Here is a 2,878-nt window from a genome sequence, read left to right as displayed (position 1 = left end):
GGTAGATTTTAAGGAATTATTCCGTGTATGCTGAACAGGGAATTTATTTTCTTTATATCTTTGGTGGAAAATAGAATTAACTGGTGTGGCAACGTGGTGAACAATGAATACAACCGTTTACCTGGTTGTAAGATTGTTTGGCTTTATCTACTGCCGATTCGCAGTTTGCATGAAATCCTAAATCTTTTCGGTTACTTACTCCTGGTGCATACCTGCAGCTTTCTTTATGAACCTCCCGATCTCCGTTTGGCTGCGGCTGAGTGTTTAAATAATAACGTTCCATAACTGTGTGTTTTTAGGTTAATATTTACAAAGTTAAAGCTGTTGAAGGTTAGTTGTTTACGGTTTCTCGTAAAGCAATGGAATTTTTTTAGAACTTTAATGGAGAATTATCATTGAAAGATCTCCATAGAGATGTTTTGTTCTATGACCTTAAAAAGAATCATTGCGTAGTATTGAGCAAATATTCATTAACATATTAAGGTATTTTTTTGGTGCGGTAGGTCACCTCGTTGCCGTGATAGAGGTCAAGAATCAATGTAGATTTTGATTATATCATTCTCCCAATATCTATTAAATAAAACTTTTGCATTAATCTATTGTTTATTCCAGATTAGCTCACTCTATATTGTATACACGGTTCTATAAATAATGCGGAATATCAGAAACTTGAAAATATATCCAAAAGAACGGATACCCGTGCTTTACAGGAACTGATAGATAAAGAATTTGTTGAATGAAAAGGAACAACAGGAAAGGGAACTTCGTATATTTTTCGCTCCAAAACAGCAATGGGGTCATAAAGGGGTCAAACGAGCCACAATGGGGCCATAAATTTGCTGATTATAAATAAATCCTTCATTATCAATTGTTTTGAAAGACCCTATCAGTTGTTAAGCGGCCAGTATAGCACGTTAAACATCACTCTTACAATTTCTCACTCGACAAGTTATATGATAGCCAGCACAGTGCAAGATATAAAGACAGTAATATAGACTAAAAAAGGTTAGGGTAAAGTTAATGATTAAAAAGTCAAAGAACATTTACGGTTTAAAATGAACCATAAATGTTCTTATTTGCAAATATTTTAATAGTCAGTTATTTTAAAAGACCCCATTAATAATTATGCAGCTAACATCTCCGCCAAAAGCTTTAAGTCCTCTATTAATTGGTTCGAGTTTTGTACCATAAGGGTCACTTCTTACTACTATAGATGTCTAAAGATGTCTTTAAAACCTCGCTAAAAGCGGGGTTTTTTATTTCGGCAGATACCCAAATTTAGTCATTTTTAGTCAAATTCATTAGCCCTATAATTAGCCCTTCAAAAAAAAAGAATGAATTTATTACACCGTTACTGTTTTCCAAAGTGCTTGAAAACGGTAAATTAGAAGCCCTTGAACGTATGTAATTAAGGAAATATTAAAAGAGACCGGAACAAGGAAAAGAAAAATTAATTATTTCTATATAGACGAAACTGGAGGTATTAATAATAATTCCGAATTGTATGCGTATGGATGTCTAAAAACGGATTCTCCCTTAAAGATTATTTCTGTTTTAGAAAATTTGATATGTGATCTAAATCAGGATCTTTATGACAGAGAAAATTTAAAAAGTATTAGAGAAAATGGGTTTCATGCTACCAACGATCATTTTCATTTTTATCGTATTTTACCACTTTTAAATATTAGAGGATATTTTGTGGCTGTTTATAAAAACAGTAGTTCTTTAAAGAACTAAAAAAGGAGAAGGAAGATCACGAAATAATTAAATTGATGTTGACACGCCTTATTGTGCCACGGATCACTAAAAATAAAAACGACAGGAACATATTTATAGTAGAAACATTAGAAGTTCAGGGAAAATCTTTACAGAATATCCTAGAAGAAATTATTAGTCCTTTGAAAAAAAGTTTGACATAGAATTTTTAATTGAGGGAAAAGAAAACATAAATTTATCAACTGTAGATTATTTTTTGTTCAATCTAAAAGAGATTTTAAGTAAAAAAAAATTAGATGACAGGGCAGCAAAAACATTTGAGATTTTAAAAGATCGGATTGCTTTGATTAACATCTTAAATGATGACACATTCTACAGTAGAAAGGGAAAAGAAGAAGAAATAATTAGTATCAACAACTTGAGAAAAAAACTTGACGGTGGTATAGGGTAAACTGGCTAGTTCTTCTTAATTGGCTTCACCAAAAATGACGAAGAACCCAATTTGATCCGTTATATCTAGGATGGGCTCTAGAAATAACCCCATGCGGGGTTAATTCTATGTTTGGTCATTCTGATCATAAATTCGACATTGTATCTTTGACCGGAATTGGTTGGAAAGATCCATTTTTGAGAATGAAATAGGATTTGTATCTAAAGGGAGTTCGATTACATCATCATAAAAAGTGTGCGGACACTTTTATGTTAAAAATTTGCAAATATCTTTTATAATGGCGTATATTTGCTGTGTTTCCAAAATGTTTTATGGACTGAAGCCCAATAGCCCTGTCTTTACACTTCATGCTTTAAAGGATTATTAAATAAAAATAACGAGCGGCTAATGCGACGTAAATGGTTCTTGATGCGATATTTTAATAACAAAAACGTGAAGTGGAGATGGATTTAGAAAATATTCTACTTTAGAATAGAAGATATTATAGCTGTTATGATTAAAAACGTGTTCGTACACGATAATTTCCTTTTGCAGAACAAGTATGCGCAGGAACTTTATCAAAAATACTCGGCAGACCAGCCCATAATCGATTATCATAATCATTTGCCTCCCAAAGAAATTGCCGAGGATCGCAAATTTGACAATATCACCCAGGTTTGGCTGGCGGGAGACCATTATAAATGGCGTGCCATGCGTACGTTGGGCGTAGAT

Annotated in this window: 3 protein-coding genes; 2 read left to right on the top strand and 1 reads right to left on the bottom strand. The window is 32.9% G+C overall.

From position 1 onward, the window contains the following. Positions 1-76 precede the first annotated feature (76 nt). Positions 77-283, bottom strand: a complete 207-nt coding sequence (locus RM539_RS19660; protein ID WP_311505125.1) for a hypothetical protein — start codon at positions 281-283, stop codon at positions 77-79. Positions 284-1,972: 1,689 nt separating this feature from the next. On the opposite strand from RM539_RS19660, the gene RM539_RS19655 reads away from it, so the two are divergent. Together RM539_RS19655 and RM539_RS19650 are read left to right on the top strand one after the other, a co-directional pair. Next, on the top strand, positions 1,973-2,167 hold the full coding sequence (locus RM539_RS19655; RefSeq protein ID WP_311505124.1) for a hypothetical protein: 195 nt from the start codon (positions 1,973-1,975) through the stop codon (positions 2,165-2,167). Between the two features lie 492 nt (positions 2,168-2,659). Beyond that, positions 2,660-2,878: glucuronate isomerase (locus RM539_RS19650; protein WP_311505123.1), on the top strand; the 219-nt coding region annotated here is incomplete at its 3' end.

It is taken from the genome of Autumnicola musiva (assembly GCF_031846585.1).
In the GTDB taxonomy this organism is placed as follows: domain Bacteria; phylum Bacteroidota; class Bacteroidia; order Flavobacteriales; family Flavobacteriaceae; genus Autumnicola; species Autumnicola musiva.
Note: the sequence above shows the minus strand (reverse complement) of the source record. Positions and strands in the feature narration are given on the sequence as shown.

Bases quoted from the DNA above. Each gene is read 5' to 3' on its own strand.
- RM539_RS19660 (WP_311505125.1), bottom strand. From the start codon at position 283: ATGGAACGTTATTATTTAAACACTCAGCCGCAGCCAAACGGAGATCGG.